The 25,607-nt window shown below is 44.7% G+C and carries 26 protein-coding genes, 2 tRNA genes and 1 other annotated feature; of the genes, 22 read left to right on the top strand and 6 right to left on the bottom strand.

Translation table 11 applies throughout. The annotated features are described in order from the left end of the window. Positions 1 to 24: 24 nt before the first annotated feature. The gene (locus tag AOA56_RS15360) at positions 25 to 723 is read left to right on the top strand and encodes a group II intron maturase-specific domain-containing protein (RefSeq protein WP_288570678.1); all 699 of its coding nucleotides are present in this window, start codon (positions 25 to 27) and stop codon (positions 721 to 723) included. Between the two features lie 225 nt (positions 724 to 948). Here the strand turns inward: AOA56_RS15360 and AOA56_RS15355 are convergent, their stop codons facing one another. Further along, complete coding sequence (locus AOA56_RS15355; protein WP_330376528.1) at positions 949 to 1,662, bottom strand: RluA family pseudouridine synthase; 714 nt, start codon at positions 1,660 to 1,662, stop codon at positions 949 to 951. 208 nt (positions 1,663 to 1,870) lie between these two features. Next, positions 1,871 to 2,075 (top strand) — a binding site (T-box leader). A 132-nt stretch (positions 2,076 to 2,207) separates the two neighbouring features. On the opposite strand from AOA56_RS15355, the gene proS reads away from it, so the two are divergent. From proS to AOA56_RS15270, 17 genes are all read left to right on the top strand, one after another. After that, complete coding sequence (proS, locus tag AOA56_RS15350) at positions 2,208 to 3,653, top strand: proline--tRNA ligase (RefSeq protein WP_024734056.1); 1,446 nt, start codon at positions 2,208 to 2,210, stop codon at positions 3,651 to 3,653. 10 nt (positions 3,654 to 3,663) lie between these two features. Beyond that, positions 3,664 to 5,001, top strand: coding sequence for a CCA tRNA nucleotidyltransferase (locus AOA56_RS15345; protein ID WP_024734057.1), 1,338 nt, complete (start codon positions 3,664 to 3,666; stop codon positions 4,999 to 5,001). Between the two features lie 118 nt (positions 5,002 to 5,119). Next, complete coding sequence (locus AOA56_RS15340; protein ID WP_024734058.1) at positions 5,120 to 6,121, top strand: CotS family spore coat protein; 1,002 nt, start codon at positions 5,120 to 5,122, stop codon at positions 6,119 to 6,121. A 37-nt stretch (positions 6,122 to 6,158) separates the two neighbouring features. Then, entirely contained in the window at positions 6,159 to 7,892 is a 1,734-nt protein-coding gene (locus AOA56_RS15335) for a phospho-sugar mutase (protein WP_053770032.1), read from the top strand. Between the two features lie 185 nt (positions 7,893 to 8,077). Further along, positions 8,078 to 8,353 (top strand): HU family DNA-binding protein, encoded by a 276-nt coding sequence (locus AOA56_RS15330; protein ID WP_024734060.1) that lies wholly within the window; start codon positions 8,078 to 8,080, stop codon positions 8,351 to 8,353. 165 nt (positions 8,354 to 8,518) lie between these two features. Further along, on the top strand, positions 8,519 to 8,758 hold the full coding sequence (locus AOA56_RS15325) for an RNA-binding S4 domain-containing protein (RefSeq protein WP_024734061.1): 240 nt from the start codon (positions 8,519 to 8,521) through the stop codon (positions 8,756 to 8,758). A gap of 122 nt (positions 8,759 to 8,880) precedes the next feature. Further along, positions 8,881 to 9,189, top strand: a complete 309-nt coding sequence (gene yabP, locus AOA56_RS15320) for a sporulation protein YabP (RefSeq protein WP_238117735.1) — start codon at positions 8,881 to 8,883, stop codon at positions 9,187 to 9,189. A 9-nt stretch (positions 9,190 to 9,198) separates the two neighbouring features. Continuing rightward, positions 9,199 to 9,534 (top strand): spore cortex biosynthesis protein YabQ, encoded by a 336-nt coding sequence (gene yabQ / locus AOA56_RS15315; RefSeq protein ID WP_024734063.1) that lies wholly within the window; start codon positions 9,199 to 9,201, stop codon positions 9,532 to 9,534. A 137-nt stretch (positions 9,535 to 9,671) separates the two neighbouring features. Then, positions 9,672 to 9,926 (top strand): FtsB family cell division protein, encoded by a 255-nt coding sequence (locus AOA56_RS15310; protein WP_162224713.1) that lies wholly within the window; start codon positions 9,672 to 9,674, stop codon positions 9,924 to 9,926. 161 nt (positions 9,927 to 10,087) lie between these two features. Then, entirely contained in the window at positions 10,088 to 11,482 is a 1,395-nt protein-coding gene (locus tag AOA56_RS15305) for a SpoIIE family protein phosphatase (protein ID WP_024734065.1), read from the top strand. Between the two features lie 29 nt (positions 11,483 to 11,511). Continuing rightward, a complete protein-coding gene (tilS, locus tag AOA56_RS15300; protein ID WP_051411958.1) occupies positions 11,512 to 12,927 on the top strand; it encodes a tRNA lysidine(34) synthetase TilS in 1,416 nt (471 codons plus the stop codon). Beyond that, entirely contained in the window at positions 12,911 to 13,438 is a 528-nt protein-coding gene (gene hpt / locus AOA56_RS15295) for a hypoxanthine phosphoribosyltransferase (protein ID WP_024734067.1), read from the top strand. Before tilS ends, hpt begins: the two co-directional genes overlap by 17 nt. Before the next feature lie 17 nt (positions 13,439 to 13,455). Further along, positions 13,456 to 15,318: an ATP-dependent zinc metalloprotease FtsH gene (gene ftsH / locus AOA56_RS15290; protein ID WP_024734068.1), complete on the top strand. Its 1,863-nt coding sequence runs from the start codon at positions 13,456 to 13,458 to the stop codon at positions 15,316 to 15,318. A gap of 25 nt (positions 15,319 to 15,343) precedes the next feature. Further along, positions 15,344 to 17,428: a glycoside hydrolase family 13 protein gene (locus AOA56_RS15285; protein WP_053770034.1), complete on the top strand. Its 2,085-nt coding sequence runs from the start codon at positions 15,344 to 15,346 to the stop codon at positions 17,426 to 17,428. A 96-nt stretch (positions 17,429 to 17,524) separates the two neighbouring features. Beyond that, positions 17,525 to 19,243, top strand: coding sequence for an LCP family protein (locus AOA56_RS15280; RefSeq protein ID WP_082350064.1), 1,719 nt, complete (start codon positions 17,525 to 17,527; stop codon positions 19,241 to 19,243). A gap of 102 nt (positions 19,244 to 19,345) precedes the next feature. Beyond that, positions 19,346 to 19,427, top strand: a tRNA-Tyr gene (locus tag AOA56_RS15275). A gap of 4 nt (positions 19,428 to 19,431) precedes the next feature. Then, a tRNA-Leu gene (locus AOA56_RS15270) sits at positions 19,432 to 19,518 on the top strand. Positions 19,519 to 19,623: 105 nt separating this feature from the next. Here AOA56_RS15270 and AOA56_RS15265 read toward each other — a convergent pair. Both AOA56_RS15265 and AOA56_RS15260 read right to left on the bottom strand, forming a co-directional pair. Further along, positions 19,624 to 19,959 (bottom strand): hypothetical protein, encoded by a 336-nt coding sequence (locus AOA56_RS15265; RefSeq protein WP_024734070.1) that lies wholly within the window; start codon positions 19,957 to 19,959, stop codon positions 19,624 to 19,626. An 11-nt stretch (positions 19,960 to 19,970) separates the two neighbouring features. Continuing rightward, a complete protein-coding gene (locus tag AOA56_RS15260) occupies positions 19,971 to 20,282 on the bottom strand; it encodes a hypothetical protein (RefSeq protein ID WP_024734071.1) in 312 nt (103 codons plus the stop codon). Between the two features lie 151 nt (positions 20,283 to 20,433). Between AOA56_RS15260 and AOA56_RS15255 the strand changes: the two genes are divergently transcribed. The 3 genes from AOA56_RS15255 (at position 20,434) to AOA56_RS16520 (ending at position 21,908) form a co-directional block, all read left to right on the top strand. Continuing rightward, positions 20,434 to 20,664, top strand: coding sequence for a helix-turn-helix domain-containing protein (locus AOA56_RS15255; RefSeq protein WP_024734072.1), 231 nt, complete (start codon positions 20,434 to 20,436; stop codon positions 20,662 to 20,664). Positions 20,665 to 20,763: 99 nt separating this feature from the next. Then, positions 20,764 to 20,994: a helix-turn-helix domain-containing protein gene (locus AOA56_RS15250; RefSeq protein ID WP_051411961.1), complete on the top strand. Its 231-nt coding sequence runs from the start codon at positions 20,764 to 20,766 to the stop codon at positions 20,992 to 20,994. A 239-nt stretch (positions 20,995 to 21,233) separates the two neighbouring features. Beyond that, positions 21,234 to 21,908 (top strand): M23 family metallopeptidase, encoded by a 675-nt coding sequence (locus AOA56_RS16520; RefSeq protein ID WP_024734074.1) that lies wholly within the window; start codon positions 21,234 to 21,236, stop codon positions 21,906 to 21,908. Between the two features lie 35 nt (positions 21,909 to 21,943). On the opposite strand, the gene AOA56_RS15240 is transcribed toward AOA56_RS16520, so the two are convergent. From AOA56_RS15240 to AOA56_RS15230, 3 genes are all read right to left on the bottom strand, one after another. Beyond that, positions 21,944 to 22,657, bottom strand: coding sequence for an ABC transporter permease (locus AOA56_RS15240; protein ID WP_024734075.1), 714 nt, complete (start codon positions 22,655 to 22,657; stop codon positions 21,944 to 21,946). A 65-nt stretch (positions 22,658 to 22,722) separates the two neighbouring features. Continuing rightward, entirely contained in the window at positions 22,723 to 23,469 is a 747-nt protein-coding gene (locus AOA56_RS15235; RefSeq protein WP_152334174.1) for an ABC transporter ATP-binding protein, read from the bottom strand. Further along, positions 23,466 to 24,266, bottom strand: a complete 801-nt coding sequence (locus tag AOA56_RS15230) for a MerR family transcriptional regulator (protein ID WP_024734077.1) — start codon at positions 24,264 to 24,266, stop codon at positions 23,466 to 23,468. The genes AOA56_RS15235 and AOA56_RS15230 overlap by 4 nt, the downstream gene beginning before the upstream one ends. Positions 24,267 to 24,538: 272 nt before the next feature. Between AOA56_RS15230 and AOA56_RS15225 the strand changes: the two genes are divergently transcribed. Continuing rightward, complete coding sequence (locus AOA56_RS15225) at positions 24,539 to 25,048, top strand: helix-turn-helix domain-containing protein (RefSeq protein ID WP_024734078.1); 510 nt, start codon at positions 24,539 to 24,541, stop codon at positions 25,046 to 25,048. Positions 25,049 to 25,607 lie beyond the last annotated feature (559 nt).

Genomic DNA, 25,607 nt, shown 5'->3' with positions numbered 1-25,607 from the left:
ACTCGCTCGGCATAAGGAGGAAATCTGTCGCCATTGCTGTCAAACATCATGTTAAATGAATTGGATAAAGAACTGGAAGCAAGAGGACTGCGGTTCACAAGATACGCAGATGATTGTGTGATAGCGGTCAAAAGCGAATCGAGTGCAAAAAGAGTCATGGGGACGGTATCGGACTGGATACAGAGGAAACTGGGGTTAAAGGTCAACATGACCAAGACCCACATCACAAGACCGATGAAGCTAAAGTATCTAGGTTTTGGGTTCTACAAAGACAGCAAGACGAAGGAATGGAAGTGCAGACCCCATCAGGAATCTGTGAAGAAGTTCAAAGACAGATTGAAAGGATTGACCTGTAGGAAAATGCCGGGAACAGTCACGAGTAAGATTGAGAAAATCAATCAGGTGACAAGAGGGTGGATTAACTACTATGCCCGTGGCTCTATGAAAACAGCAATGACAGAGATAGACGCACATTTAAGAACAAGATTCAGAGTCATCATCTGGAAACAGTGGAAAGTGCGGAAGAAACGCCAATGGGGATTGCAGAAGCTGGGAATCGGAAAAGACCTAGCAAGGCTGACGGCGTATTGTGGAGACCGCTATTACTGGATCGCGACAAAGACATGCGTTGCCAGGGCAATCTCAAAAGATGTATTAACCAGAGCAGGGCTTATAAGCTGTCTTGACTATTACAAGGAGCGTCATGCTTTGAAGTTATGTTGAACCGCCGTATGCCGAACGGCATGTACGGTGGTGTGAGAGGGGAGAGAAAATCTCCCCTACTCGATTGGCTGGGCATCTGTTTGTTTTTTGGCTGGTTTGTGGGAAATAGTTGGACATTACGGTCATAACGGTTATTTTCAAAAATTCGACCGTACAATGCCGAAAAGGGCACGGTCGAATCAGTCATTTTTGAGAAAACAACCGTACAATTAAAGATTCATATGGTTATGAGGGCGATGACTTATCAAATTCTTCGTAAAAGAAAGGCTGAATCTCAAAGTGGAGTAGTTTCCCGGTAGACGGATGGAGAAAGTCAAGCTGACAGGCACAGAGATAAAGCCTGCTGACCGGGATTCCATCCGGGTTATATTTGCGGTCTCCGAAAAGCGGGCATCCGGCATGGGAGAACTGAACCCGGATCTGGTGGTGCCGTCCGGTCTGAAGCTGGATTCGTAAGTGAGAAAGACACTTCCCGTTCGTCTCATACTGTGCCAGAACTTGGTATTCCAGCACTGCTTTTTTCGATCCCAAGGTGTCCGGGGAGCAGACGGTAGAGCAATTCGTGCGGCCGTCCCGAATGAGGTAATCTGTCAGCGTGCCGGAGGCGGCAGGAGGAGTACCCTCGGCCATGGCCTCATAATATTTTTTAAAACCGTTCCTCGTAAGCTGGCGTGTTAAAGAGGCGGCGGCATTTTTCGTCTTTCCAAACACCAGAATCCCCTCTACCGGCTGATCAAGACGATGGATCACAGCAAGATAAGGCGCACTGGTTTTTGGGCCTTTTACTGTTTCTTTTTTTCGCATTTCCAATGCAAGATGATTTTTCAGGATACTCACCATGTCCTGGGCAGAAAAAGAAGCGGTTTGGACAGCGGTTCCGGCAGGTTTATGGCAGACAAGGATTTCTGCATCCTCAAATAAAATCTGTGGTTTCATCATGTACTCCTTTTTATTGTTTTCATTTGTTCCCTTATCATACCATATTGGCATCCGGTTAGCAAAAGAGATCCGGTTCTATGGTTATTTTTGTGACACAAATCGTTCAAATGGAGGCAGGGAACAGAAAAATGAGTAAAATATTTGTCCTGCCTTGACAGCCCCGCTGATTTCGGTTAAAATACGAATAATTTCATGGCGAGAGCCGAAGAGATGGGCGATGATGGGAGATAGTAAGTTCTGGAGAAGTCTCAGAGAAGAGGCGGATGGTGCGAGCCTTTGACAGATCCCGACCGAACCGGGCCCGGAGCTTCTGTATGAAAAGTGCAGCGTTTTATCAGCGTTAATGATCAATGAAGTGAGCCGCGGGGTTTGCGGTTAATGAGGGTGGTACCGCCGGACATCCGGTCCCTGATGGGACGGATGTTCGGCGTTTTTGTATTCAATACAACAGATCTTACCTGATCTTTAGGGGGGGATCAACTGTTTGAGAGAACGGAAGTCCTAAGAAGATGTGAAAAATATATTGATTGAGAGGAGAATGTGATATGGCAAAGGACAACAAGAAACTTGTACAGTCCATCACATCCAGAGAGGAAGATTTTGCTCAGTGGTATACGGATGTGGTGAGAGAGGCGGAGCTCTGCGACTATTCCAGTGTGAAGGGATGTCTGAACTATCTGCCGAATGGCTATGCGATCTGGGAGAATATTCAGGCGGATCTGGATAAAAGATTTAAAGAGACGGGAGTGGAGAACGTCTATCTGCCAATGCTGATTCCGGAGAATCTGCTTCAGAAAGAGGCGGATCACGTGGAAGGATTCGCCCCGGAGGTTGCTTGGGTGACACATGGAGGTATGGAGAGATTACAGGAGAGACTTTGTATCCGCCCAACGTCGGAGACCTTGTTCTGCGAGCTGTGGAGCCGTACAGTACAGTCCTACAGGGATCTGCCAAAGGTATGGAACCAGTGGAACTCTGTTTTGAGATGGGAGAAAACGACCCGTCCGTTCCTGCGCTCCAGGGAGTTTTTATGGCAGGAAGGGCATACGATTCACGCCACATATGAAGAAGCGGAGGAAAGGACGCTGATGATGTGGAAAGTATACCGCGATTTCATCAGTGAATCTCTTGCGATTCCGTTTGTAGCGGGAAGAAAGACAGAGAGCGAGAAGTTTGCAGGCGCACAGGACACCTACACCGTGGAAGCGCTGATGCACGACGGGAAAGCTCTCCAGGCCGCAACAAGTCACTTCTTCGGAAACGGATTTCCGGATGCATATGATATCAAATATTTGGATAAGAATAATGAACTTCATAGTGTGTACGAGACGTCCTGGGGACTGTCTACACGTATTATCGGAGCGATTATCATGGTACATGGGGACGACAGTGGGCTTGTGCTTCCGCCAAGAATTGCTCCGAAGCAGGTTCGTGTCATTCCGGTAGCACAGCACAAGGAGGGCGTACTGGATCGCTCTGAGGAGCTGCTTGCGGCGATTCGGGCAGAAGGATTACGAGCGGATATTGACGAATCCGAGAAGAGCCCGGGATGGAAATTCAGCGAGCAGGAAATGCTCGGAATTCCGGTTCGTGTGGAGCTTGGACCAAAGGATATCGAAAACGGTCAGGCAGTTCTTGTAAGACGTGATACGAGAGAAAAGACAGTGGTATCCATTGATGACGTACCAGCTGTATTGAAGGAGCTTTTGGAGACAGTGCAGCAGGATATGTATGACAGGGCGAAAGCATTTCTCGACAGCCACATTGATGAAGCACAGACCATGGATGAAATGAAAGCGAAGTTTACAGACAACAGAGGGTTCATCAAGGCAATGTGGTGTGGAGACGAAAGCTGCGAAGAGATGATCAAGACAGAGACAGGCGGGGCCGGATCCAGATGTCTGATCGAGGATGAAGAGCCGATTTCCGATCGCTGCGTATGTTGCGGAAAACCGGCTAAGTATAAAGTTTTCTGGGGTAAAGCATATTAAAATGGGACAGATAACAATCAGACTGCCAAGGCAAGTACAGTGGATCATTCAAAAGCTCAAAGAGCAAGGGTTTGAAGCGTATGCCGTGGGAGGCTGCGTCCGGGATTCTATTCTCGGAAGAGAGCCGGAGGACTGGGATATCACAACGTCCGCGAAACCGGAAGAGATCAAAGAAATCTTCCGGCGGACGGTGGATACCGGGATTGCCCATGGCACGGTCACTGTACTGGCAGAAAAAGAGGGGTTTGAAGTAACGACATACCGGATCGACGGAGAATACGAAGATGGGAGACACCCGAAGGAGGTCTGGTTTACAGGAATGCTTGCGGAAGACCTGAAAAGGCGGGATTTTACTATCAACGCCATGGCTTATAATGATGAAGACGGACTTTGCGATCTCTTTGGCGGGCAGGAAGATCTGAAACAGGGGGTTATCCGGTGCGTAGGGGAGGCCAGGGAGCGTTTCACAGAGGATGCGCTGCGGATTCTGCGAGCTGTTCGTTTTGGCGCTCAGCTTGGATTTTCCATGGAGGAAAAGACAAAAGAGGCGGCGGGAGCGCTTGCCGGGACGCTGAAGAAGATCAGTGCCGAGAGAATTCAAAACGAGCTCGTGAAATTGTTGGTTTCACCTCACCCGGAGGAGCTGCTGACTGCCTGGGAGCTTGGTATTACCAAAGTGATTCTTCCGGAATTTGACCGGATGATGGAGACAACCCAGGAAACACCGCACCATATGTACAATGTAGGTGTTCATACGGTGGAGGCGCTCAAACACATCCGCGCTGACCGGATTCTCAGGCTTACGATGCTGTTTCATGATATGGGAAAGCCGGAGTATAAGACGATGGACCCGGACGGGACGGCACATTTTAAGAAGCATGCCATTGGAAGCGAGCGGATTACCAAAGAGATTTTGCGGAGATTGAAGTTTGATAATGAAACGATCCGCAGTGTGACCAGGCTTGTCTACTATCACGATTACCGGATGCCGCCGGACAAAAGATCGGTACGGCGGGCAGTAAACCGGATCGGAAAGGAGCTCTTTCCATACTACCTGGAAATCCGGATGGCGGATACTTTGGCTCAGAGCGCCTATCGCAGGGAAGAAAAGATAGCTGATATCCGGGGGGTAGAACAGTGCTTTTACAAGATTCTGAGGGATGGCGAATGTGTTTCCCTAAAAGAGATGGCGGTGACAGGCAAAGATCTGATCGGCGCAGGTATAAAGCCGGGTCCACAGATGGGGGAAATTTTGAATACCCTTCTGGAAGAAGTGTTGGAAGACCCAAAGAAAAATCAAAAAGCATATTTGCTTGAGCGTGCATTAAACGTATATGAAGAAAAATAAGATTGTGCGAAAGCGCAATCTTATTTTAATATTGGAGAAAGTCTTCTGCCCGGTTCTATTTGTTTTTAAAATCTCATAAGCTAGAAAGACGATTGAATTCAGAAGGCAGGGGGCAGTTATGGGCGATTATGATTTGGAGATACTGGAACAATATCCGATACAAGTGGACAATGTCCGCAAAGTAAGGGGTGCTTTCCTGTGCGAGACGGATCGGGGTCTGATGCTGTTAAAGCAGGCGGCTTTGTCTAAGCCGCGCATGTTGGTTATGAATGAAATCCATAAAGCGATGAAAAAGCAGGAACATCTGAGGTGTGATGAACTGATTCCGAATAGGGAGGGGGAATTTCTGACAGCTACGGAGGACGGGACGACCTATTACCTGAAAGCATGGTATCCAGGGAGAGAATGTGACGTCCGCAAACACGGTGAAATTCTTGAGGCGGCAAGACTACTTGCCAAAATTCACAGACTAATGGAATTGCCGGGGGCGCGGGAAGGGTTTCGTAGTTCTGATCTTCTGGATGAATACCGCAGACACAATCGGGAAATGAAAAAGGTCTGGTCCTTCATACGTAAAAAACCAATCAAAGGAGAGTTTGAAAGTCGGTTTTTGGAGTGCTTTGAAGACATGTATCGGGTGGCGGCGGCCGTGGAGGAGCGTCTGGGCAATTCGTCCTACCGTAGACTTCAGAAAGAGGCAAAAGAGCGAGGAAGCTTCATCCATGGTGAATACAATTATCATAATATCCTAATTACGCCGGAGGGCATGACAGCGGTCAATTTTGAGCATGTAGGAAGAGATTTACAGGCTGCGGATCTCGCTTATTTTTTAAGAAAGGTTATGGAAAAGCACCAGTGGAATGAAAAGCTGGGAGCAGAAATCCTCAGAGCGTACTGCGCCGTCAATCCGCTGTCAGAAGAGGAAAAGGAGTACATTGCACTCCGCCTTTCCTATCCGGAAAAGTTCTGGAAGTGCGCCAATACATATTACAACTCCAACAAAGCATGGATTTCATCGAAAAGTGTTGAAAAACTGCGGATTTCTATTGAACAAAATGAGATCAGGAAACGCTTTTTAGAGCAGATATTTGCTTTCCATTTAGAAAAGAGTGGTGTATAATAAACAACATAGAAGACCAATCAGGAGGTACTAAGATATGGGATATCGTGAAAAATACGATGAATGGTTAACAAGTACATACTTTGATGCTGACACAAAAGCAGAATTAAAAGAGATTGAATCCAACGAAAAGGAAATCGAAGACCGCTTTTATAAGGATCTGGAATTTGGTACCGCAGGACTCCGAGGTGTGATTGGAGCCGGTACTAACCGCATGAATATTTATACAGTCCGCAAGGCGACGCAGGGGCTTGCTAATTATATTGCCAAGAAAGAGGCAAAAGCGCAGGGTGTTGCTATCGCTTACGACTCCAGACGGATGTCTCCGGAATTTGCGGACGAGGCTGCGCTTTGTCTAGCGGCGAATGGAATCAAGGCTTATGTATTTGAGAGCCTGAGGCCGACTCCGGAGCTTTCTTTTGCAGTCAGAAAGCTTGGATGTATTGCCGGAATCAATATTACAGCGAGCCACAATCCGCCGGAATACAACGGATACAAGGTATACTGGGAGGACGGAGCACAAATCACACCTCCGCACGATAAAGGCATTATGGACGAAGTAAAGGCAGTGACCGATTTTGCGACAGTCAAGACAATGGCCAAAGAGGCCGCCAAAGAGGCTGGGCTCTACGAAGTGATCGGAGCTGACGTTGACGACGCTTACATTGCCGAGCTCAAAAAGCAGGTGCTTCACCAAGACGCCATTGATCAGGTACAAAAAGATCTTAAAATCGTATACTCTCCGCTTCATGGTACCGGAAATATCCCGGCCAGAAGAGTATTGGGGGAACTCGGATTTGAGAACGTATATGTAGTAAAAGAGCAGGAGCTTCCTGATGGTGAATTTCCGACAGTATCCTACCCGAACCCTGAAGCTGAGGAGGCTTTTGAGCTTGGTTTGAAACTTGCGAAAGAAGTGGACGCGGATCTCGTACTTGCAACAGACCCGGATGCGGACCGGCTTGGAGTTTATGTAAAAGATACAAAATCCGGAGAGTACAAGGTGCTTACAGGGAATATGTCAGGGTGTCTTTTGGCAGAGTATGAGATCAGCCAGAGACAGGCCCTTAAGGGACTGCCGGATGACGGCTGCCTGATCAAAACGATTGTTACAAGCAATATGGCTGACGCCATTGCAAAGGCTTACAACCTCAGACTGATTGAAGTTTTGACGGGATTTAAGTATATAGGGCAGCAAATTCTGGGATTTGAGACGACAGGAAAAGGCGAGTATGTTTTCGGATTTGAAGAGAGCTATGGTTGCCTGATCGGAACACATGCAAGAGATAAGGATGCGATCGTAGCGACAATGGCATTGTGCGAAGCTGCAGCTTATTATAAGACACAGGGAAAGACATTGTGGGATGCTATGATTGATATGTACAATAAATACGGATACTACAAAGACAGCATTCAGTCTATCACAATGAAAGGAATTGAAGGTCTAAAGAAGATCCAGTCTATTCTTGAGACATTGAGGAATAATCCTCCGGTCAAAGTGGGAGAATATGAGGTATTAAAAGCCCGCGACTACGAAGCAGAGACGATCAAAGATCTGGCGACAGGCGAAGTGACGACGACAGGACTTCCGAAGTCCAATGTCCTTTACTATGATTTGACAGACGATGCATGGCTTTGCGTAAGACCATCCGGAACCGAGCCGAAAGTGAAGTTCTACTATGGAATCAAAGGCGTTTCTCTGGGGGATGCGGATGCGAAATCAGAGGCACTTGGCAAAGCCGTTCTTGAAATGATCGACAAGATGCTTTAAAAAACCTGTGAAGTTTGTGAAACCTGCGGAAAATGGGGCTTTAGGAGTATAATTCACTTGACAAACATACAAGAAACCGTTATAACTTTTAGTGAAGCGAACCCAAGGGAAATCAGGGGTTTTGGTAATAAGATCTAATAGATCAGGGAAATACTTTATAACGGCAAATAGGAGGATAAGTATTTATGAACAAAACAGAATTAATCGCAGCAGTGGCAGAGAAGGCAGAAATTTCCAAAAAAGATTCTGAGAAAGCATTAAAAGCATTTATCGACGTTGTGACAGACGAGTTAAAGAACGGCGAAAAGATTCAGTTAGTAGGATTTGGTACTTTTGAAGTAAGTGAAAGAGCAGCAAGAGAAGGAAGAAATCCTCAGACAGGTAAGACGATGAAAATCGAAGCTTGCAAGGCTCCGAAATTCAAAGCCGGAAAAGCTTTAAAAGACGCGATCAACGCATAAGATATCTACGACACGAAATAGAGGGCTTTTAAGCCCTCTATTTTTTGCGATGGTGTAAGCAAAGTATGGGTTTGTCAGAGACTTTGGAGAGCGTTTATTACCCGGGAATATCCGGTTTGGAACTTCGGGTGATTGACGAAAGAACAGCAGGGAGGCGAAAGAGCGATGAGATTGGACAAGTTTTTAAAGGTATCCCGTTTGATCAAGAGACGCAGCGTAGCGAATGAGGCCTGTGACGCAGGCCGTGTGCTGATTAACGGTAAGCAGGCCAAGGCGTCCACCAATGTCAAAAAGGGTGATGTGATTGAAATTCAGTTCGGTATGAAGACCGTTGAGGCGGAAGTACTGGACATTCAGGATACGACGAAGAAAGAAGAAGCGAAGAATCTTTTCCGTTATCTTTAAGCAAAGATAGGATCATAAAAGGAAGTGGCATAAAGACAGGATGCGGCTCATAAGATATCTCAGAAGCACGTTGGAAGAAGCAGACAGGCTGACAACGAAAGAGAGGTTGATAGAAAATGATGATGAGCAGCAGCATGATGAGCGTAACAGAGGAGACACAGGTCAGGAAATCCCACAAACTGGTCGTCAACAACAGAAAGACAAGTCTTGTGACAGGAGTGCTTGATGTGTTGTCTTTTGATCTGAACGAAATTCTTCTGGAAACGGAGCAGGGAATGATGATGGTAAAGGGGAGTGATCTCCATGTCAACCGGTTAAGCTTAGAGAAGGGAGAGGTCGATTTGTCTGGCAATATTGACAGCATTACCTATTCGGATATGAAGCAGACGGCGAAGCAGGGCGGCAAGCTCCTGGCGCGCCTCTTCCATTAGGAGGCGGCGATGAGCGGCCTGGGGATTGAGGCGGAGGCATTTTTACGGGCATTTTTTACGGGGATGCTTCTTTGTGGAATCTATGAGGCGCTGCGAATTTTCCGGAGGCTCATCCGGCATCATCCGCTGTTTGTTTCTGTAGAAGATTTTATTTACTGGCTCTTTGCGGGTTTCTTTCTCTTTGGTGAGATTTTTCAGACAAGTTCCGGGGAGATCCGGTGGTACTTTGTTGTGGGTGTGGCAGTAGGGGCGGTATTTTTCTTACTCCTTTTGTCAAAAACCGGAAAGTTCTGCGGAAAACTTTTCGAGAAAAAAACTGGAAAACACGGGAAAAGAGTTGATTAATCTCTGGAAACAGGGTACTATTATATGTATAATCCAAAATCACCAGAATGTTCGACGAGGTAAAGATGAAGATTTTTAAGAAAAAGTCACGTGGCTCTCGGAAGGGGCCGCGGTTTTCCAGATATAGAGGAAGCATCATGTTTATATCCTGTATTTTACTTGTGCTTGCGGCCGTGACGACCGTACACAGTATTTCTCTTGGAGCCCAGTTGCGGGACAAGACAGCGCAGATTTCAGACTTGGAGAAGGAGAAAGAGCAGGAGGAGCAGCGCACAGAAGAGATCGAAAAGTACAAGGACTATGTTGGCACAGACGAGTACGTTGAGGATACTGCAAGAGACAGACTCGGCATGGTAAAGGAAAATGAGATCCTTTTCAAAGCCGAGGAATAGAGCACGATATGACACACAGAAGATAGCTTTGGGAACGAACCATTTCCAAAGCTGTTTTTTATTCCGCGGGAAAATCCTTCCCGGTAAACACAAAAACGTCAGGTGAACGACGCCATGGCGTACAGATCTTTTCACTACACGGATATAAGAAGGGGCATAAGATGGAAAAGAATAGTTATATGATGAATCCCTATGTGGAGCAGATGGAAAAATTTGGAAAGTCGTTGGAGCATTTGGCGGACACTTTTTTCAGGATGGAAGAGAGAAAAGGACAGTTTACATCCGGGGAGGTGGAGGAGATGTTCTCCAGAGTCTCTGGGGCAGTCTGTAAGAACTGTGAAAACCGTTCCTGGTGTCTTGGTGAAAATCAGGTACGGACAAAGCAACTTGTATATGAAATTTTAAAGACAGCCGATGAGTACGGCGCGGAACTGAATATGGATCTGAAAAAACGGCTCCAGAGATACTGTATTCTGGCGCCGCGCTTTCTGCGTGAGACGATGGAGACCTTCCAGAATGCGAAACAGGCGATGTTCTGGAATAACCGGATCGTCCAGAGCAGGGAGGGGTGTGCCGTGGAGCTGGATACGTTTGCAAGGTTGATCCGACATGCCACGAGAGAACTGGACGCGAGTATTTTCTCTGATGAACGGCTGGAGAAAAAAATCCGAGCAAAACTAAAAAGCGAGAATATCCGAATTCTCAGTATGGTCTTTTTGATGACGCCACAAGGAAGGTATGAGATTCATCTGACCGGAAGAGCGGCCAAAGGTGAGTGCATCAGTACAAAGGAGCTGGCGAGAATTCTTTCGATATGTACTGGAAAGATCATGGAGACGGCAAAGGATGAGAGGCGTTCTCTGGGGCCGGAGTACGCGACAATTGTCTTTCTTGAGATGCAGCATTACTATACTTTGCAGGGTGTAGCCAGAATCGGAAAAGGGTGTGCCGGAATTTCCGGTGACAGCTTTTCCATGATGGAGTTGCCGGCCGGTAAGCAAGGAGCGGTGCTTTCTGATGGCATGGGCTCCGGGGAAGAAGCATACCGGGAGAGCGCCATGGTGGTGGATATGCTGGAAGAACTTTTGGAGGCCGGTTTCCCTGCCAGGACGGCGCTGGAAATGATGAATACAGCGCTGGTGATCGGGAGGGAGGAGATCCGTTTTTCCACCATTGATATCAGCATTTTTGACCTGTATGAGGGGACAGTGGATATTTTAAAAGCCGGAGCGTCAACGACTTTTATCCGGCATCAGAACGGGGTGGAGCGGATCTGTTCAACCAATCTGCCCTTGGGCGTAGTGCAGGATCTGGAGATTCAAAGCGTACATAAGCACTTGCAGAACGGTGATTTCGTCATTATGATTACGGATGGGATCATGGATGCCCTTCCGGTGGGCGAGCAGGAATTTCTGCTGGATACCATCATCCGGGGGACCAGTCTTAATAATCCAAAAGAGATGGCGCACCACATTCTGGAGCAAGTGCTGGAATGGACCGGGGAAGATCCGATGGATGACATGACGGTGCTTGTCATCGGAATCTGGCGGATATAGCTTGCTTTTTGCGGGATGATTATAGTAAGATGAAGAAAAAAGATACGGGAGAGAGAAGTGTGGCAGAGAAGAAATGGGAAGGATTGCAAAAAAAGGTGGAATCCTATCTGAAGCGATGGAATATGATAGAACGAGGGGAGCATATAGTTGCAGGTATATCCGGAGGAGCTGATTCGGTATGCCTGCTTTTTGTACTTTTAAGACTTCGAGAGACGCAGGGGATTCAGGTAACAGCCGTCCATGTGAACCATTTGCTTAGAGGAAAGGCGGCGGACGGGGATGAAAGCTTTGTGGCAGAGCTTTGTAAGCGGCATGATGTCCCATGTCGTGTTTTTCGTATCCACGCTGCGGCAGAGGCCAGGAAGAGAAGCTGTTCTTTGGAGGAAGCAGGAAGGGAAATCCGAAGGGAATCTATGAAGTCGGTGCTTGAGGAGGTCCACGCAGATAAAATTGCCTTCGCCCATCACCAAGGTGATAATGCGGAGACCGTGTTGATGAATCTTTGCCGCGGAAGCCAGGTGAAAGGGATGCGGGGGATTCTGCCCGTGGCAGGTGAGTTTATCCATCCACTCTTGTGTGTGGGAAAGTCAGAGATCGAGGAGGCTCTTTCGGAACGGGGCGTGTCCTGGCGGATTGACGCTACTAATTTCGAGAATGACTACACGAGAAACCGCGTCCGAAACCAAGTTATGGGGGAACTTCTCAAAATCAATCCGGCAGCCGAGGAACATATTTGCCGAATGGCGGAAAAAATGTCCGAGTTGTGGGAATATATGGAAGATGAAACGGGAACATATATAAGAGAGTGTGTGGAAGAAAAAGGAAACGGGACTCTCATCCGGAAGGAAACATTTCAGAAAATCCCGTATGTATTCCGGGAGGAAGTCATCCGGGCGGTACTTGCGGACGTCTGCGGCAGCGAAAAAGATCTGATGGCGGTTCATGTCCGTGACATCTTAGAGCTGATGGAAAAGCAACCCGGAAGGAGACTCTCTCTTCCTTACGGAGTTCGGGCATTTCGAGGTTACGAGGGTGTGCTGCTAAGGAAGGAAAACAGACAGGGGAAGCCTGAAGCCAAGCAGGAAATGCCAAGGTTTCGGATGCGTGTGTTTGAGCGCCGGGGGGGAGAAAAGTGGCCGAATACCCCCTACACGAAATGGTTTGATTATGATATAATAAAAAATAGTCTTATTATGCGGACGCGGCGGGAGGGGGACTTTCTTACCATCACCGCGGACGGCAAAAAGCAGACGATCAAGAAATTTTTTATTAATCAGAAGATTCCGTCAGAGGAAAGAGACACGGTTCCGCTGATCGCGGATGGAGACGAGATCGTCTGGATCGTCGGGTACCGCCAAAATCAGGCGTACCAGATCACAGAGAAGACAAAACACATAGTAGAAATAGAGGTTTACGGAGGAGAAGAAAATGGCAGAGACAATTAAGGTACTGGTTCCGGAGGAGCAGGTCAATCAGAGGATCGAAGAGCTGGGCAGGAAGATCAGCGAAGACTATGCCGGCAGGCACGTACATCTGATTTGCGTGCTCAAGGGCGGGGTCTTTTTTATGTGTGAACTTGCAAAGAGAATCACCGTTCCGGTTTCCATGGATTTTATGAGTGTCAGCAGCTATGGATCAGGCACAGAGTCAAGCGGCGTTGTGAAGATTGTAAAGGATCTGGATGAGCCGTTGCAGGACAAAGACGTAATTATTGTGGAGGATATCATCGATTCCGGCCGTACCCTGTATCATCTGATGAAGATTCTGGGTGAGAGAGGGCCGAAGAGTATGCATATCTGTACCCTTCTGGACAAACCAGAGCGGCGGGTAAAGGATGTCCATGTAGATTATGTGGGATTTAACATTCCGGATGAATTCGTGGTGGGTTACGGCCTGGACTACGACCAGAGATACCGGAACCTTCCGTATATCGGAGTGGTCGAGGGAGTAAAATAGAAAGGAGAAAAGAGAGATTGAACAATAAAAAGAACAGAAGCTTTGGCGGTGTATCAGCGCTGATTTTGATCGTACTGATCTTCCTTGTGTTCTGGATCACAAATCAGTCCCAGCAGAGAAGCAGGATGTTCACTTTGGATGAATATCATGAGTCAGTGGACAGTAATCAGGTAGAAAGCGCCGTGATTTATCAGGATAAGGCGGTTCCGACCGGACAGGTAGAACTTAAGTTGAAGGATTCCGGGGAATACCGGTATGTCAATGTTTCTAATGTTCAGAATGAGCAGGAATACCTGGAGGATGCGGGAGTGCGGTGCGAATTAGACAAAGTACCGGGGGAGAATGTGTTTCTGACGTCGATCCTTCCGACCATCATCATGGTGGCGGCGATCCTGTTTATCTTTGTGTTTATGCGAAGACAGAGCGGCATCAGTGACGGTGGAGCGGGCGCAAAAGCCATGAGTTTTGGGAAGAGCCGCGCAAGAATGAGCACTGACAAGGATAAGAAAGTGACATTTGACGATGTGGCTGGGCTGAAAGAAGAGAAGGAAGAGCTGGAGGAAATCGTGGATTTCCTGAAAAACCCGCAGAGATATATTCAGGTGGGAGCCAGAATACCGAAGGGAGTGCTTCTTGAGGGGCCTCCTGGAACCGGTAAGACATTGCTTGCAAAGGCAGTGGCAGGGGAGGCGGACGTCCCGTTTTTCACGATTTCCGGTTCGGATTTTGTAGAGATGTTTGTCGGAGTAGGTGCATCCAGAGTGAGAGATCTCTTTGAAGATGCCAAGAAAAATTCTCCATGTATTATTTTTATCGATGAGATCGACGCAGTGGCGAGACGAAGAGGTACTGGTATGGGCGGCGGCCACGATGAGAGAGAGCAGACATTGAACCAGCTCCTTGTAGAGATGGACGGCTTTGGAGCTAACGAGGGGATTATCGTGATGGCGGCGACCAACCGCGTGGATATCCTTGACCCTGCGATCCTGCGTCCGGGACGGTTTGATAGGAAGGTGCTTGTCGGCAGACCGGACGTACAAGGCAGACTCGAAATTCTTACCGTTCATGCTAAATCCAAACCGCTTGGGGACGATGTAGATCTGCGCCAGATTGCGCAGACGACAGCTGGATTTACAGGGGCGGACCTGGAGAATCTGCTCAATGAGAGCGCTATCTATGCGGCCAAGCAGGCAAGAATGTTTGTTACACAAGCGGACATCCGCCGTGCCTTTGTCAAGGTCGGTATCGGAGCTGAAAAGAAGAGCCGTGTGATTTCCGATAAGGAGAAACGGATCACGGCATACCATGAAGCGGGCCATGCAATCTTATTTCATCTGCTCCCGGATGTAGGACCGGTTTACACCGTATCCATTATTCCAACGGGCAGTGGGGCGGCAGGTTATACGATGCCGCTTCCGGAAAAGGATGAGATGTTTCATACAAAAGGGAAAATGCTCCAGGACATTACGGTTTCTCTGGGAGGCCGTGTAGCTGAAGAGATCATCTTCGATGACATTACAACAGGAGCGTCACAGGATATCAAACAGGCAACGAATCTTGCCAAAGCGATGGTGACAAAGTTTGGAATGTCAAGGGAAGTGGGACTGATCAATTATGACAATGACAGCGATGAAGTATTTATCGGACGGGATCTTGCCCATACGAGAGGATACGGAGAGGCTGTTGCGGGTAAGATTGATGAGGAAGTGAAACGAATCATTGATGAATGTTATGAAAAAGCAAAAACTATGATCGAAGACCATATGAACGTATTACACAAGTGTGCAGCTCTTCTCCTGGAAAAAGAAAAGATTTCCAGGGAAGAATTTGAAGGTTTATTTACAGAGGGCTCTCAGGAAGGACAGATGCTGCCAGAGTAGATACGGGAAGAAAGGGAGTATGATTATGAACAAACAGGCATTATTTTGTGACGGGACGGGTGTATACGTCATCCCACCGGAGCCGGTAGAAGATCAGAAGATAATACTACGATTCCGAACGGCAAAAGATGACGTACAGGAAGCCAAAGTTGTCACAAGAGAGACCTGTTATTCAGATGAAGAGGGGTCAGATAAAGGAAAGACGATTTTCATGCAAAAAGAGCAGACGACGGACGTCTTTGACTATTATAACGTGAAAGTACAGATTGGAACGGAGGCGCTGCGGTATTACTTTGAAATCAAAGGGACTGATGGCGAGACCATATATTATAATCGTTACGGAGCCGTAAGCGAGCCGCTTGAGGCCTATGATTTTCTGTTGATTCCAAATTTTTCCACGCCGGGGTGGGCGAAAGGCGCTGTGATGTATCAGATTTACACTGATCGATTCTGTAACGGGGATTTTTCAAACGACGTGGTAACAGGAGAATACTATTATCTCGGCGCCAGATCTGAGCAGATCGAAGACTGGAACCAGAAGCCGGCGAAGACGATGGCGATCCGGGAGTTTTATGGGGGCGATCTGCAGGGGGTGCTGGATAAACTGGATTATCTGGAAGAGCTTGGAGTGGAAGTGATCTACTTTAATCCGCTGTTTGTGTCCCCGTCCAATCACAAATACGATATTCAGGACTATGATTACATTGATCCCCATCTGGCGAAGATCGTGGAAGACGGAGGAGATATTCTGCCGGAGGGCTGTACGGATAACAGTCAGGCGACAAAATATCAGATTCGTACTGCCGGAAAAGCGAATCTGGAAGCAAGCAACGCATTTTTCGCCCATGTAGTAGAGGAGATCCACAAAAGAGGGATGAAGGTCATATTGGATGGGGTGTTCAATCATTGCGGTTCTTTTAATAAATGGATGGATCGGGAGAAAATCTACCAGAAAGAGGGTAATTACGAGCCGGGGGCCTATTGTTCGGCCGACAGTCCGTACCGTGATTTTTTCCGGTTTTTCAATAATGATCCGGGAGCTTGGCCGGATAACGGAAACTATGACGGTTGGTGGGGGCATGAGACGCTTCCGAAGCTGAATTACGAGGACTCCGTAAAACTGGAAAACTATATTCTGGGGATCGGAAAGAAATGGGTGTCCTCTCCGTACAATGTGGACGGATGGAGACTGGATGTGGCGGCCGATCTTGGAACAACGAAAGAATATAATCACGACTTTTGGAAACGGTTCCGAATGGCAGTCAAGAGTGCAAATCCCCAGGCAATCATTTTGGCGGAACACTACGGAGATCCAAAAGAGTGGCTCCAGGGGGACGAGTGGGATACCGTAATGAATTATGACGCTTTTATGGAGCCTATTACCTGGTTTTTGACGGGAATGGAAAAGCACAGTGACAGCAGCAGACCAGATCTGTGCAATAATGCGGATTACTTTGTGAATGCCATCACGCACCATATGGCAGCGATGACGACGCCGTCTTTGCAGACGGCAATGAACGAGCTGTCCAACCACGATCATTCCCGATTCCTGACAAGAACCAATCATATGACCGGGCGTGTGGAACACCTCGGACATGAGGCAGCGGAGAGCTATACGAACTCTGCAATTCTGCGGGAAGCGGTTGTGATGCAGATGACCTGGCCTGGAGCTCCGACCATCTACTATGGAGACGAGGCCGGCGTTTGCGGATTTACGGATCCGGACAACCGGAGAACCTATCCGTGGGGACATGAAGATAAAGAGATGATCGAATTTCATAAGGAGGTCATCGCTATCCATAAGCGGTACTGGGCATTCCGGACCGGTTCAGTCAAAATGCTAATGTGGCAGGAAGGCGTGCTTGCCTATGCGCGTTTTAATGACAGAAGGCAGTTCGTCATCATTGTCAACAATCGGAGCGAGGCAGTTACGCTGCATGTGCCGGTATGGCCGGCGGAGGTTCCGATGCAGGGTTTCATGCGGAGAATGATTTATACATATGAGGAAGGATACACGACCGAATTTGAGGAGTATATTGTAGAAAACGGAGAGATTGTTCTGAATATGGGAAAACACTCTGCAATCATCTTAAAAAAACGTGAATATTAGTGTAAAACTTGACAAATAGGCAGAGATGTAGTAAAAGTTATAAAATAGTAAGAGTGCGTGCAATCGCAGAAAAGACTTACGAAAGGATAAAAGATTATGGCCCAGAGAAAGAACGGAAGCGACAGAGCTCCGGATCATATTCCAGTACAGCGCCGGAAACGAAAAGACGGCCGGACCGGGCGGCAAAAGTCAGATTTAGATTATCATTTAGATGAGGCACAGGATCGTAAGACGGCGGGAAGAAAAAGGCCGGAGGGAGCCAGAAGAAGACCTCACAACAGGATTACGGGAGAGGAGAAGCGGGAAAGGTATCAACAGGAGATCGGAAGGCGAAAGGAAAGAAAGGCAGAGCGGGCAGGAGCGGCCAGAGGAATGGCGTTCTTTGCTTTGCAGCTTGTTGCGTCAGTAGCTTTTTTGTGGCTTTTGTGCTGGATGGATATTCTCATTATGGAATATCTTCTTGGAATCGCCGGTGTCCTGCTTGTCCTGCTCGGTATCACGCTGATTTCCCAACTTGCGGTGCGGGGAAAAGGCAAGATCATCGGCAAGGTATTCAGTTTTGTGATGACAGTTGTCCTTGTCATAGGATCATTTTATCTCTATAAGACGGGCGGAGCCCTTTTCCATATTGCGGGTGGTAGTTCGGAGAGCCACAAGATGGTCGCCGTTGTACGGGAGGATGACAGCGCTAAAGAGTTGGGTGATGCGGAGGACTATATATTTGGTATCCAGTACGCCACAGACGGCGAGAACACAGATAAAGCACTTGCCAATATCAATAAGAAGTTAAAGAAGAGCATTGAGACCAAAGTGTTTGACAATATGGAAGATATGGCGAAAGCGCTGATGAGTGAGGAGATCGACATCATCGTCTATGATTCCAGTTATCAGAGCACGATGGAAAAAGCTGTGGAGGACTTTAAATCCGGTACGAAAGTGATTTATGAATGTGAGATTGAAGAGACTCAGGATCTGTCACTGGACGTCCCGGTACAGACAGAGCCATTTACCGTATATATCAGCGGAATTGACATTTATGGAAATGTGGAGGATATGAGCCGAAGCGACGTGAATATCATTGCCACGGTTAATCCGAAGACACACCAGATCCTACTTGTAACCACACCTCGTGATTACTATGTGGAGATTCCTGGTATTTCCGGAGGAATGAGGGATAAGCTTACACATGCCGGAAACTACGGAGTGGATGTGTCTATTGATACTTTGGAAGAACTGTATCAGGTATCGATTCCATTCTACGCACGGTTAAACTTTACATCCTTTATCAATATTATTGATATTCTAGGTGGGGTGGACGTAGAATCTGAGTTTGACTTTACGACCGGAACAGATGCAGGAGCAGTTGTTGAAATTCAGGAGGGAACAAACCACTTAAACGGGCAGGAGGCGCTGGCATTTGCTCGTGAGCGTCACGCACTTGATGATGGGGATAATCAGCGTGGAAAGAACCAGCAGGCATTAATTACTGCCATGATTAAGAAGATGGTATCTCCATCTATGATCGTAAAGGCGGCGGATATCCTAGATGAGGTAGCGGACAGCGTGGAGACCAATATGTCTATGAAGCAGATCCGTGCGCTGATTAAGCAGCAGCTTAAGGACCATTCTGACTGGCAGATTTACTCCATGGCGGCAGACGGAACACCGGAGGAGAATATTTGTTACTCTGCTCCAAATCAGTATCTGTATGTAACCGTGCCGAACGAAGATACGGTCGCCGAGATCGCACAGACCATCAACAAAGTAGAGGCAGGAGAGACCATCAGCGGTTCTGAAACAGCAGATGGGACGTAAAAGAAGATAGAAAGAGGCGCAAGGGATAATTTAGCCCTTGCGTTTTTCTTTAGAATATGATATAAATAGTTATTGTCAGGGTCAAACGATTCTACGAGACACGGATGGATTCCCGAGTGGCTAAAGGGGGCAGACTGTAAATCTGTTAGCAACGCTTTCGGTGGTTCGAATCCACCTCCATCCATTTTGCCGCAGTGGCGGAACAGGCAGACGCACAGGACTTAAAATCCTGCGGGACTTATACTCCCGTACCGGTTCGATTCCGGTCTGCGGCAGTACTTAAAAGTGGGAGAAACGTTGATTTTACAGCGTTTCTCTTATTTTTTTGCTTCAAAAATATTGATGAAGCAAAAAACCAAATCAAGAGGAAGACAATGCAATTAGTATAGTGTTGTCTTCCTCTTTTTCTGGTTATATTCAAACATGACTGTTTTAAAAGGCTTTTTTCCATATCGGATAAGCAGTTTTGAATAATAAAGATTAATTTCAAGTGTGGTAGGTGTACCATTAATTTTGTTGTGTTCTTCTTCGATTTTTTTGATAGTATCATTTATTTCCCAATATTTATATACAACAACTTTTAAAGTGGTATCCCTTGTGTCTTGATTGCTATAAGAAATACTATTAAATATCCGATAATCAGGAAGACTAATATAGTAAGAAATACCAATAAGCAGGCATAGGACAAAAAGTGTTATAATAAGTTTCTTTTTCATGTACTTCAACCTTATTCATCTTCTAATACTCCATCAATCGGTATGTTGAAATATTTTAAAAATTTTATACAGTCTATGATACCTGCTAAATAGGATAGATTAGAATATTCTATGTCCTGTCTGTCACGAGCGTCTAACAGTTGCTCTACAATTTCTTTCTGTTTTGCAGATAAATCTAATTGCATATATTGTGCTTCTGCCATACTTTCTTGATTTGTGTAATTCTGGTAGTCTTTATCGGTTGTAAGTAATGGTAATACAGAATTTTCTTTCATAGCTTCGAGTGAAGTTTTGAATGTATCATAGAAACTGTTACTTGTCATTAGTGTTATCCCCTCTCAATATGATTAGACACAATAGCATTATAAATAAATTGTCCTTATATACGAATGTTTCTAATGGGTGACAAGAAAATTCGAAGCGTTGCATATACTCAAGATATAACACCGATTAGTCACAAATGGAGAGAGCATAATGCAATGGATTTTACAAGATATACCTTTAGGGAGAAACATTCAAACAGTTAGAATGTCAAGAAATATGACACAAATGCAGGTTGTTGAAAAAATGCAATTAATAGGCAGTAGCATTTCAAGAAGCACTTATGCCAACATAGAAACTGGGCGTAGAAATATAAAAGCCAGTGATTTAAGAGCATTACGAGAAGTTCTTAATGTTGATTATTCTGAATTTTTCAAGGACTAAAGGTTGTAAATACGATTGTTTCTAACTAGTGACAATTTTAACATATATGTGGCGTATACTCAAGAAAAAGTTTCTGAATAGTCACAAATGGAGATTGTAATGCAGTGGGTTATACGTGATGTGTCATTAGGGAGTAATATTCAAAATATAAGATTAAGAAGCGGATTGACACAAGACCAGCTTATTGCGAAAATGCAGATAAAGGGAAGCAATATGTCACGCAGCACATTGGCGAATATAGAAGCAGGACGAAGAAATATCAAAGTATATGATTTGAAACTTATAAAAGAAATATTAGATGTGCCCTATGAGTGCTTTTTTGAAAGTTAATTAACAATGAAACATTTGAACACTTTTTGAACACCGCAGACTTGATGAAGTCTTCAAAGCCCCTTTCTTTCAGTGCTTTTAATAATTTAAAACGGGTCGATTCCGGTGTGCGGCAGTATTATTGTAGACACGTTGTATGCAAATCTATTATACTGAAATAAGCAGAGAGCTTGAAAGTCAAAAACGATGCGATAATTTGAGTTGTTATTATGTGCTGTGCTGAGAGGAAAGTAAAAGATATGAGTAAGCCGATTTTAATGCAATTTCCATTAAAAGGGGAGTGGTATTCCCCTAATACTCCTGGGTCAAAAATCCCAAGTCATGGCACGAATAGATATGGAACGCGTTATGCTTATGATTTTATACAAGTTGACTGGACGAGAAAAGGGTGGCCTGCCTATCGGGTCAGTATGATGCAGTATCTAATAAAGGGAGCTGCCTTAGAGGACTATTATTGTTGGGGAGAAAGAGTATATGCCCCGTGTGACGGAATGGTTGTAGTCGCAGAGGACGGGTATGCAGAAAAAAAAACAAATTTATTGACAGATGTATTTAAGGCCTATAAAAATGCAAATTATTTTGATCCGTACAAAGATAATATTCAATGTATTGCTGGTAATTATATGATCATACAATATGCAAAGAATGTATATGCAGCATTGTGTCATCTTCAAAAAGATTCTGTTCAGGTCACTGTTGGACAGTATGTAAAGGCCGGGGATTATGTGGGAAATGTGGGACACTCTGGAAATTCATTTGCCCCACATTTACATTTTCAGCTTATGGACAGTAGGGATATAACAAAGGCAAACGGTTTACCTTGCGCTTTCAGAGAATATGAGATTTTTATAGATGGTCTTTGGAAGGAGGTAAAAGATGGTGTGCCAACTAATAGAGACAGAATACGATTTTGATATATTTCATCTATTATAACATCCTGTTGACATTGCTATTTATCAATTTTGTGAACCAACATACGACATATGCAAATAGCTAATGTTAGAATGATGATCAGTGGCAGTAGATTTTCAAACCGGATCGTATGATCTGCCATTAGTTTGTAACCCCACGAAGCAGGAAAAACCTTTCCGATTCTTTCAAATGCTTTAGGCAACAGTTCAATAGGGAACATGATACCAGATAGCATGACAGATGGCAAAAAAACAATAATGGAAATCATAGAAGTTTTCGCCTGATCTTTTATAGCTAACCCTATTATGCTGGCAATACAAAGTGATACAGCAATAAAAATGGTAAGGCTTGCAAAGTATATTCCTGGATGTTCTGGAATCTCAGCATGGAAAAAAAACGGTGCAGTAATATAGAGAAGTATGCTCATAATAAACAAATGAATATATGCCGAAATGTTTGTCAAAACAAGACCAAGATATAATGGTACACCATTAGCTTTATAAACTTTGTTAATATCACTACTGTAAATTTCAACAAGAGAGGGAGGTAAACCAATGAATGAACCCATTGTTACACCGAAAACCGTCATCGATTGAATAAGTGTGTATTTTGACTCCGGCATAACAGAAGTGAATATTTCGCCCATGATCGCAAAAAAAAGGAGAGGAACAATGTAGCAGGTTATGAGTATTGTTTTGCTCCGTATGTCTAATTTCCATTGTAAGGAAATTGCATATAAAAATGCGCCCATTTAGTAATCCCCCTTTGCGATTTTCATAAAATGCTGTTCCAGAGAACCGCGATTTATCTGTATATCTAAAATTGTTTCATTGTTTTTTTATACTGCATAAGCAGCGGAAACAACGCTGCTTCGATATCATCACACTCATATTTTTTGATTTTGTCTTGTGTTTGAATCGTGATGTTATAATGCTTTCCTACCGTTTTATTGAGCTGATCGACGGTTCCTATAAAAGCAATTCTGCCTTTGGATAAAATGGCAATCCGGTCGCACAAGCTCTCTACTTCGGTCATATCATGGCTTGCTAATATGATTGTTTTTTTCATGGCCTTTAAGTGGCGGATTTGTTTATGCAGGGATAGACGTCCTTCGATGTCAAGTCCGGCCGTTGGCTCATCCAAAAAAAGTATATCGGGATTTCGCGTTAGGGCAAGCGCCAAATGAAGCCGCCGTTTCTGTCCGGTTGATAATTGATAATACCGTTTCTTCGCAAGTTCATAAATACCGAGAGCGTCAAGCATCGTATTATCAATGGGCGTCTTATTCCATTTGGCAAACAATTTGACAGCCTCTAAAGGCTTGAGATGCGCAGACAAGGAAGACGATTGTAATTGAATTCCCATTTTTCCGTTGATGGTAATCTCTCCGCTGTCAGGTTTTCTTAAACCTTCCAAACATTCCATACATGTGGTTTTCCCCGCGCCATTTACACCGAGCAAAGCAAAAATTTCCCCTTGCTGTACGCAAAAATTCAACCCTTTTAATACTAGATGGGATCCATAATGTTTTTTTAAGTTTTTGATTTTTATAGCTTCAGTCATTTTGTTTCCTCCTGAAACGGGTCGATTCCTAAACGGGAAAAATAAACTCCCAATACTTGTTCAACATACCTGTTAGCGATATCTTGCTTCTCCTTCCAAATAAGGTCTGTATTTTGAAATTGTCCCAATTCAATAAGTTTGGGAAGCATACTCATATCTCCGCCGGTAAAATCTGTTATCATATTCCAATAGGCTTTCGCAAATTTCTGCCCTTCATCACTGTCCGCAGGAACACTTGCATTTTGTAGTCTGATTGCTTCATCTTGAAGCTGTATGAATCGGCTTATAAATGCCTTTCCACTGTCTTTATCAAAATGACTGCGGATGTGATCGAGAGTTTGGTCATCAAAATGTTTAATCAGCCAATAATAGTCATTTTTCATTTTCAAATTAACAATAATATCGGCGTATTTTTTAAAGTCAACCGACTGCATTTGAAGTACTTCTTCCCGCAGCACTTCCAGTTCCCTTAATGATTCTGACAAAAAATCTATTTTTTGTTTGACAGAGGCAGCTTGCTTTGCTAAAATGGCAGCAATTTCGGCAGGTGTATCAAGTGGAATAAGACGGTTTTTTATATCACCCAGAGAAAAGCCTAAGTGTTTGAGAGACAAAATCTGATGAAGTTTAACGATGTCTTTGTCTGTATATAACCTGCGTCCTCCTTCGCTCATAGCTGATGGGGAAAGCAAACCTTCTTTATCATAATGCTGCAATGTTCGTACAGTAATGTCCATTTTCTTTGCGACTTCTCCTACAGTCATATAGCCATCTGGTATCGCTTTATATTTATTCATATCATACCTCCTACCGATAGTATATCTCATTACGTTACGTCATAAGCAAGTGTTTCTGAAAAGATTTTGAGAAAAATTACTAAGAAGACGAGATGCCATCTATTTAATTCGTTTTTGTAAAATGGAGGCCTTTTAAAAGTTTAAATATTTTTTGAGACATATTTAAAAGCTTAAATAGTCACGAGAAGCAGCAATGTTAATATGTATTGCTTGTAGCAACGGGCAATTTTTCATAGAATAGAGGTAACAATTATAGAAAGGAAGTGTTCCTAGTGCTGAGTGAAAATATTAAGACAATCAGAAAAGCAAAAGGACTTTCACAACAAGAACTTGCTGTGAAACTGAATGTCGTGCGCCAAACAATTTCGAAATGGGAACAAGGATTGTCAGTTCCCGATTCCGATATGCTGATCTCTATATCAGAAGTGTTTGAAACACCTGTAAGTAAGTTACTTGGAGAAAGGATCATTGAACCGGAAATCGATGACTTAAAGACAATTTCCGCAAAGTTGGAACTAATCAACCTGCAACTCTCACAGAAAAAAACTACGAGGAAAAGGATTCTGTATTGGCTTTTGATTTCATTGAGTGTAGTAATAACAGCAATTTTTGCGATCTTATTAGCATTAGAAAGTCCTTACTTGGGATGGAACTATAATGATCCTGAAACCGCTGTTCTCGGAGTGGCATTTCATTCATTTGAATGGCTGTTTGTGAGAGTAGCGCCGCTTTTCCTTGTCGGCACGATCCTTGGAATTTTCTTATTACAGAAGAAAATGTAATCGTTGTTGTTGAGATAAACAGAGAATTTTTTTAAAGGTATAATATGCAATTTTGGATTTTCTTGTATTAGGATATAGAATATCTTGATTGCCTTAAAAAGGGACGGAGATTGACAAATTCTTTCCTTCATTGTATTATGAAAAGCGAAAGTTGCGCTCCTTTATAAGGAGATAACGTATGAACATGAATTTTCATTTAACTGATCAACGCAAACAGAAAATTAACTCTGTACAATCCATTCCGATGAAACATTGTGCAGAGTATAGCGTATAAAGAACGTAATCAGATTTCATCGGAAAGCCAAAGGGATTTTATACCCTTTTTAAAATTGGCTTTCCATGTAGTGATAATGTGTACGAGGCTATGGACAATGTTTTGTCCGTAGCCTTTTGTTTTGCTTAACGATACCAAAGGCAGAAGGCAGATACCGTGGTGTATCTTTGTTTTCTGCCTTTTTTGTACAAAAATTAAAATATGTAAGAAAGGAATTTGGTCCTATGTCAAGAAAAAGTACAAATTAAATATGCCTTTTTAAGATTGGCTTACCCTGCCAAAGCT

This window comes from Sellimonas intestinalis (assembly GCF_001280875.1).
Lineage (GTDB): Bacteria > Bacillota > Clostridia > Lachnospirales > Lachnospiraceae > Sellimonas > Sellimonas intestinalis.
Note: the sequence above shows the minus strand (reverse complement) of the source record. Positions and strands in the feature narration are given on the sequence as shown.

Coding starts and splice junctions, on each gene's coding strand:
- AOA56_RS15355 (WP_330376528.1), bottom strand. CDS start 1,662: ATGATGAAACCACAGATTTTATTTGAGGATGCAGAAATCCTTGTCTGC.
- proS (WP_024734056.1), top strand. CDS start 2,208: ATGGCAAAGGACAACAAGAAACTTGTACAGTCCATCACATCCAGAGAG.
- AOA56_RS15340 (WP_024734058.1), top strand. CDS start 5,120: ATGGGCGATTATGATTTGGAGATACTGGAACAATATCCGATACAAGTG.
- AOA56_RS15335 (WP_053770032.1), top strand. CDS start 6,159: ATGGGATATCGTGAAAAATACGATGAATGGTTAACAAGTACATACTTT.
- AOA56_RS15330 (WP_024734060.1), top strand. CDS start 8,078: ATGAACAAAACAGAATTAATCGCAGCAGTGGCAGAGAAGGCAGAAATT.
- AOA56_RS15325 (WP_024734061.1), top strand. CDS start 8,519: ATGAGATTGGACAAGTTTTTAAAGGTATCCCGTTTGATCAAGAGACGC.
- yabP (WP_238117735.1), top strand. CDS start 8,881: ATGAGCAGCAGCATGATGAGCGTAACAGAGGAGACACAGGTCAGGAAA.
- yabQ (WP_024734063.1), top strand. CDS start 9,199: ATGAGCGGCCTGGGGATTGAGGCGGAGGCATTTTTACGGGCATTTTTT.
- AOA56_RS15310 (WP_162224713.1), top strand. CDS start 9,672: ATGTTTATATCCTGTATTTTACTTGTGCTTGCGGCCGTGACGACCGTA.
- AOA56_RS15305 (WP_024734065.1), top strand. CDS start 10,088: ATGGAAAAGAATAGTTATATGATGAATCCCTATGTGGAGCAGATGGAA.
- tilS (WP_051411958.1), top strand. CDS start 11,512: ATGAAGAAAAAAGATACGGGAGAGAGAAGTGTGGCAGAGAAGAAATGG.
- hpt (WP_024734067.1), top strand. CDS start 12,911: ATGGCAGAGACAATTAAGGTACTGGTTCCGGAGGAGCAGGTCAATCAG.
- AOA56_RS15285 (WP_053770034.1), top strand. CDS start 15,344: ATGAACAAACAGGCATTATTTTGTGACGGGACGGGTGTATACGTCATC.
- AOA56_RS15280 (WP_082350064.1), top strand. CDS start 17,525: ATGGCCCAGAGAAAGAACGGAAGCGACAGAGCTCCGGATCATATTCCA.
- AOA56_RS15265 (WP_024734070.1), bottom strand. CDS start 19,959: ATGAAAAAGAAACTTATTATAACACTTTTTGTCCTATGCCTGCTTATT.
- AOA56_RS15260 (WP_024734071.1), bottom strand. CDS start 20,282: ATGACAAGTAACAGTTTCTATGATACATTCAAAACTTCACTCGAAGCT.
- AOA56_RS15255 (WP_024734072.1), top strand. CDS start 20,434: ATGCAATGGATTTTACAAGATATACCTTTAGGGAGAAACATTCAAACA.
- AOA56_RS15250 (WP_051411961.1), top strand. CDS start 20,764: ATGCAGTGGGTTATACGTGATGTGTCATTAGGGAGTAATATTCAAAAT.
- AOA56_RS16520 (WP_024734074.1), top strand. CDS start 21,234: ATGAGTAAGCCGATTTTAATGCAATTTCCATTAAAAGGGGAGTGGTAT.
- AOA56_RS15240 (WP_024734075.1), bottom strand. CDS start 22,657: ATGGGCGCATTTTTATATGCAATTTCCTTACAATGGAAATTAGACATA.
- AOA56_RS15235 (WP_152334174.1), bottom strand. CDS start 23,469: ATGACTGAAGCTATAAAAATCAAAAACTTAAAAAAACATTATGGATCC.
- AOA56_RS15230 (WP_024734077.1), bottom strand. CDS start 24,266: ATGAATAAATATAAAGCGATACCAGATGGCTATATGACTGTAGGAGAA.